This window comes from Wolbachia endosymbiont of Atemnus politus (assembly GCF_013309895.1).
This window is the reverse complement of the sequence record NZ_JAAXCS010000083.1, coordinates 1-5,949: the sequence shown is the minus strand read 5'-3', so window position 1 is coordinate 5,949 and position 5,949 is coordinate 1. Positions and strand designations below refer to the sequence as shown.

6 protein-coding genes are annotated in these 5,949 nt (G+C 34.8%); 2 read left to right on the top strand and 4 right to left on the bottom strand.

Annotation, left to right across the window (positions count from 1 at the left end; genetic code table 11):
- Positions 1–86 precede the first annotated feature (86 nt).
- Both HET73_RS05575 and HET73_RS05570 read left to right on the top strand, forming a co-directional pair.
- Positions 87–881, top strand: a complete 795-nt coding sequence (locus tag HET73_RS05575) for a hypothetical protein (RefSeq protein ID WP_174134153.1) — start codon at positions 87–89, stop codon at positions 879–881.
- Between the two features lie 46 nt (positions 882–927).
- Positions 928–1,596, top strand: coding sequence for a conjugal transfer protein TraJ (locus tag HET73_RS05570; RefSeq protein ID WP_174134152.1), 669 nt, complete (start codon positions 928–930; stop codon positions 1,594–1,596).
- Between the two features lie 12 nt (positions 1,597–1,608).
- Here the strand turns inward: HET73_RS05570 and HET73_RS05565 are convergent, their stop codons facing one another.
- From HET73_RS05565 to HET73_RS05550, 4 genes are read right to left on the bottom strand one after another with little or no spacing between them, the layout of a single operon-like run.
- On the bottom strand, positions 1,609–2,205 hold the full coding sequence (locus tag HET73_RS05565; RefSeq protein ID WP_174133197.1) for a ribonuclease HII: 597 nt from the start codon (positions 2,203–2,205) through the stop codon (positions 1,609–1,611).
- 6 nt (positions 2,206–2,211) lie between these two features.
- The gene (gene mraY, locus HET73_RS05560) at positions 2,212–3,192 is read right to left on the bottom strand and encodes a phospho-N-acetylmuramoyl-pentapeptide-transferase (protein WP_174133198.1); all 981 of its coding nucleotides are present in this window, start codon (positions 3,190–3,192) and stop codon (positions 2,212–2,214) included.
- Positions 3,193–3,244: 52 nt separating this feature from the next.
- Positions 3,245–5,368 carry an FtsK/SpoIIIE family DNA translocase gene (locus HET73_RS05555; protein WP_174133199.1) on the bottom strand — a complete coding sequence of 708 codons (2,124 nt, stop codon included), beginning with the start codon at positions 5,366–5,368 and terminating at the stop codon, positions 3,245–3,247.
- Between the two features lie 4 nt (positions 5,369–5,372).
- Positions 5,373–5,648 carry a YggT family protein gene (locus tag HET73_RS05550; RefSeq protein ID WP_174133200.1) on the bottom strand — a complete coding sequence of 92 codons (276 nt, stop codon included), beginning with the start codon at positions 5,646–5,648 and terminating at the stop codon, positions 5,373–5,375.
- Positions 5,649–5,949 lie beyond the last annotated feature (301 nt).

Here is a 5,949-nt window from a genome sequence, read left to right as displayed (position 1 = left end):
TGAAAGAAGTCTAGTTTATGAATTATAATACTTTTAACATAAATGTGTGATAAAATCCTGTTAATTTAGTATTTGAAGTATGTAACTTGACTGACAATAAATTAACTATATGGCAATCAATAGAAGTTTTGACGAAAGCCATACTGAACACACAGAAAGAATTAAGCTTAATTAAAAATATAGCTTCAGATCAGGATGTAACCTTAGAAAAAGGAAAGGAGCTGTTAAGTGGCATTTATGAAGCGAATTTTAAGCTAAACAAGGCAGTCAATATAGCTACTTTGCCCAAAATTGGCTATCATATGCTCAATGGTGAGCTTGTTGTACGCAACCATATTACAAAAGAAGATGTAAAAATTCCTGGAAATTTTCATTATCTTAAGGTCGCTCAGTTAAATAATGGTGATTATAAATTAGCGTTTTGCAACATCTTAGGCAATGAATTTTTTGAATATAAAAAGTATGATCCACAGTATTCCGGTGTTTCAGATGAATATAAATTTGTGGATTTTGGTAGTGTAAAAAAGGCTCATAATCTAAAATTTAAGGAATATCTTGGTCATGCACCTAAGTTTTTTGCTGCAAAGGGGCCTGTAGAGCCTGGATCACAAAACCATGCAATTGATTTACTTGGGCTAGTCAAAGGTGGAGCCGGTAGAAAGGTGGGAGTCCTCGCTGATGAATTTGGTTATTTTGATGATCAAAATAAATTACATTATTATAATTATCATAAAAGTGTAGAAGATAATACCTATAATCCTGAAAGTTTTAATATAAAAATGATCAACGTGGATATGAGCAGAATCGATAAATTTTACCTTGTTGCAGAGCAAGGTGACGTAATCATTCACCCTATTTTAGAAAATTTAGATATACTTTAGGGGCTTTGAAGTTTACTATTGTAATAATTCAATTAGGTTCTACATTATGGAAGACAAACTGCTTGAATCAGTAAAAAACGAGAGTTATTTCAGTAAAGCAGTTGAATGGTATTGTCATAGATATCTGTTTTGTGTAGCAGAAAGGTCTTGGGTGGTATTGATAGTATCATTTCTTTTTGTGTGCTTGTGCTTATTACTACTGAATGTATACCTGCTGTTTCCTGTTAAAAAAGATTTAAATTTTGTGAAGTATGTAGACCATACAGAGGATGAGTTTTCTGTAATGCACAAGCTTAGTTCCAATAAAAAGAAAGACGAGTATATTTCCACAGCTAGGTATTTAATAAGTAAATATGTTGAAATATATGAATCTAATAAGGTTGTTGAACCAGAGCACCAAAAAAATTTTATAAAAAACAATTCCACACATAAAATTCATCAAGACTTTCAAGAAAAAGTGAACAATGAAGCTGGCGATTTGTCTTCATCTAAAAGAAAAATTACCAACATAAATGTGACAACATTATCTATTGATCGATCAATCAAGGACCTAGTTACATTTCCTGGAAATGCCACTGTAGTTTTTACAGCTGAACAAAATAAGAAGGTAAAAAATCAGACCATTGAGATTAGTTTTACTTTGTCCAACATAAAAGCAGCTCTGGATGGTATAATACCATTTAAATTCATCGTTAATAGTTATAAATACAAATAATCTCGTGCCCATTCAGCAGAGTTTCAAAACAGGTGCGAAGTTTTTTCTATGATGTTCTGTAATGCCATAGAGATTTATAGCTTCTATGTGCTCTTTTGTTCCATATCCTTTGTTTTTATACCAATTATATTCTGGATGTTGATTATGCAATTCTTGCATCAGTTGATCTCTTGTCACTTTTGCAACGATTGAAGCTGCTGCAATTGATATACTCAAACTATCGCCGTTTACTATGGACTTCACTTGCCATTTTACTTTAGGTGGTTGATTACCATCAACTAGCACATAATCTAATTCTAGACCCAAGTTTATCAACGCACGCTGCATTGAAAGTTTTGTTGCCTGCAAAATGTTGTACGAATTTATTTCTTCAACACTCGCTATCCCTATACCACATTTTGCAACAGACGTTATTTTTTCATATAGGATTTGCCTATTTTTAGCAGTCAATTTTTTTGAGTCGTTAATCCCTTCAATGATTACATTTCTATCAGTAAATACTACTGCTGCAGACATTACTGGACCAGCTAGCGGACCCCTTCCAACTTCGTCCACTCCTGCTATTACTCCTGATAATTTATTTTCTAATGTAAAATCTGGGTATATCATAAGTTCCTACAGTAAGAAAGCTACAGTGAAAATTGAACAAATAATGGCAATTATCCAAAATTTCACAACTATTTCATTTTCCGACCATCCCTTCTTTTCAAAATGATGGTGTATTGGTGTCATAAGAAAAATCCTCCTTCCCTTCCCATACCTAAACTTTGTATATTTAAAATATAATACCTGGATAATTACAGATAGTGTTTCTATTACAAAAATTATTCCAATAACAGCAAAAAGCACTTCCCTTTTTATGAGAACGCTGATTAGTCCCAAAACTGCACCGATTGATAAACTGCCAACATCACCCATAAATATTTTTGCCGGATGTGTATTGAACCACAAGAAACTTAAAATTGCTCCTATAAATGCAATACAGAATAAAAAGATGCTCATGTCTGCTTGAGTTATATATGCAATCAATCCCAAAGAAACAAAAGAAGTAATAACTTGAGTTGCAGCAAGACCATCAAGGCCATCTGTGAGATTTACAGCATTAGCAGAGCCAACGATCACAAATGCAGTAAACGGAATATATAGGTAACCAAAGTCGGTTATTATTCCTTTAAATAGGAACGTTTTTGTAAAACCTTCAGAAAAGTATGGCTTAAACGTAGACATAACAACTAGGACAACTATAAATTGGATAAGTATTTTGGTTTTTGCGCTTAAACCTCGATGGTTATTTGTTTTTAATTTTAAATAGTCATCAATAAATCCAATCAGAGCAAAAAATAAAGTTATAAATACCAGCAATAGGATTTCTGGTGTTAACTGAGCCCAAAGTAAAACTGGTAATAAAGAGGAAATCAGTATTATTACTCCACCCATAGTAGGAGTATTTCTTTTTGTAATTAAATGACTTTCCGGTCCGCATAATCTGATTGGTTGCCCACCTTTGCTGATTTTCTTTAGAAGCTTTATAAAATAAGGGAAGAGAATAAACCCGAAGATGAACGAGGTGAAAAATATTTTTATAGGTAAGCCCATTTATCTTGTTTAAATTAAGTAACTGCTTGTAGATATCACCATAGCGCAGGAGTCATTCTACCAGTATCTCTCTCTTTCCTGAGTAATTTGGAGCGCTGACAATACCTTCCTTTTCCATCCTTTCAACAATGTTTGCAGCTCTGTTATAGCCTATTCTAAGTTGTCGTTGAATGTAACTAGTTGAAACCTTTTGATCCCTTTGGATAATGGCCACTGCTTGTTTGTATAGATCGTTCTCTTCATCCTCTGTTTCACCGTTCAATTCTGCAGAAGAATTTTCATCCTCTTTGGTAATTTCCTCCATGTAGTTTGGCTCACCTTGCGCTTTCAGATGATCAACTATATTTTGTACCTCATCATCACTTACAAATGGACCATGAACTCTAATAATCTTACCACCGGAGGCCATATAGAGCATATCACCCATACCGAGCAATTGTTCAGCTCCTTGCTCACCAAGTATTGTTCTGCTATCTATTTTAGAAGTCACAGCAAAACTGATTCTCGTTGGGAAGTTTGCCTTTATCACACCTGTTATTACATCCACAGATGGACGTTGTGTTGCCATGATGATGTGTATTCCTGCAGCACGAGCCATTTGAGCTAAACGCTGAATAGAGCACTCTATTTCTTTACCAGCAACAAGCATCAAATCTGCCATTTCATCCACGATCACCATGATATACGGAAATGTTTCCATCTTGATTGGTATTTTTTCAAACAAGGGTTTGCCTGTTGTTGAGTTAAACCCAATTTGCACAACACGTTCCAATTCTATCCCGCTATTCATCGCTTCTGTGATTTTTTGGTTATAGTTTATCACATTGCGCACGTTCAAATATGACATCATACGGTAGCGATTTTCCATCTCTTTTACTATCCACTTAAGAGCAATAACAGCCTTTTTTGGCTCCGTTACTACTGGTGTTATTAGGTGCGGTATCGCATCATATATTGAAAGCTCAAGCATTTTGGGGTCGATCATTATCATTTTACATTCATCGGGACTTAATCGATAGACGAGTGAAAGAATCATAGTGTTAATTGCAACTGATTTACCTGACCCTGTGGTTCCGGCAACAAGCAAGTGTGGCATTTTGGCCAAATCTGCAATAACTGGCTTCCCGCTTATTTCTTTACCAAGCGCAATTGGAAGATTCAAGTTTGCATTTTGGTATTCTGGTGATTCAAGTAAATCACGCAGCATGACAATCTCTCGTTCCTTGTTTGGCAATTCTATTCCTATGGCATTCTGCCCACGAATTATTGAGATACGTGCAGAAAGTGCACTCATTGAACGCGCAATGTCATCTGCTAGGCCAATCACTCTTGCAGATTTTGTACCAGCTTGTGGTTCAAGTTTGTATAAAGTCACAACTGGTCCATAGCATACACTGATAATTTTTCCTTGCACACCAAAATCATTAAGGACCTGCTCTAGCAGAGATAAATTCTTATTGCTCTCCATTTCATTCAACTGTTTTCTCTGCAAAGATTCCTCTGCTTTGGAAAGTAAATGAATGCTTGGAAACTTAAAATCACTAGAAGGTTTAAAAATCTCTCCGCTAGCTTTTTTCTGTCTTTCTTTTGGTTGCTGTCTGGTTGTGATTTGAGCTTTATGGTTTTCCTCTACTGTTAATGGCGCAATTGAATAATCGGCAGTTTTACGTGACCTAAAAAGCAGAGCTTTTACAAAGAGGTAAGTTGTTTTTTTACATAAGAGGAATAGAGGATAAGTTGTTCTTTTCCAACCGATCAGCCCTACAATACCTATTAACGTTGCTATTATGAATATGTAAAATGGACACTGGCTAATTAGTGCATCTCCCATCATTCCACTGTGCATGTACCTTGCAGTAATACCTAGCGAAAGTTGCGCTAATGTAGCGCATATTCCTAAATTGATTAATATTGAATAGAGAATTTTTAGCAGCCTTTTTGATGGCTTGAAAATCAAAAAATAAACTGCAGTTGTAGCTATTGTGACGCTAGTTAATCCAAAGAATTGAACTAATATATCAGCTAAGTATGAGCCTACTATTCCACCCAAATTTGTTACCCCTTCATCTGTGGCTGTGTTTAAGGATGTGTCTTTGTAGTTATAGCTAAAAACTGATACATATATATACATTAGGAGCGATAGATATACTGTTGCTTTTAGATATCTTTTTAGCATCTACTTAAAAGTAGTAATTTATTGTATATTTTACAAAGTGGATTGCTATTAGCAATAGCATTACAGATAAATCTAATCCGTTGAGCGGCCGTATATACCTTCTAATAACCTTTAATGGTGGGTGGGTGAGTCGGTTTAAGGCGTGCATTATATTGCTTACAACTTCGTTATACATGTTTACCACATTAAGTTTAATGAGCCAGTCCAAGACAACCCAACATATTAGAATGAAGCTATAAAGATCGAGTAGCAGGCTAAGTAGGTATATGATTGGATGCATACACGTCTATTACACGAAAGTTATATAAAAGACAAGTATTTAGGAATTCTAAATCAATTCCTTTTCAAACTCAAAATGTTGTTTTTGTCCTGAGTAAGAAAATGGATCAGGAAGGATGACTGTATAAAAATATATTTAATGTTTACTACAGTAAATCCAATGGTATCTTATCATAAACGTCTTTTCTATATCCTACCGAAGCAGGAATTATTTTATGTTCTGCAATGTTTATACGGTACACAACACGGCAACCTTTAGTTCTGAAGCTTCTATATCCTTTCAAATTACCACTTAGCGGTTT

Bases quoted from the DNA above. Each gene is read 5' to 3' on its own strand.
- mraY (WP_174133198.1), bottom strand. From the start codon at position 3,192: ATGGGCTTACCTATAAAAATATTTTTCACCTCGTTCATCTTCGGGTTT.
- HET73_RS05570 (WP_174134152.1), top strand. From the start codon at position 928: ATGGAAGACAAACTGCTTGAATCAGTAAAAAACGAGAGTTATTTCAGT.
- HET73_RS05550 (WP_174133200.1), bottom strand. From the start codon at position 5,648: ATGCATCCAATCATATACCTACTTAGCCTGCTACTCGATCTTTATAGC.
- HET73_RS05555 (WP_174133199.1), bottom strand. From the start codon at position 5,368: ATGCTAAAAAGATATCTAAAAGCAACAGTATATCTATCGCTCCTAATG.
- HET73_RS05565 (WP_174133197.1), bottom strand. From the start codon at position 2,205: ATGATATACCCAGATTTTACATTAGAAAATAAATTATCAGGAGTAATA.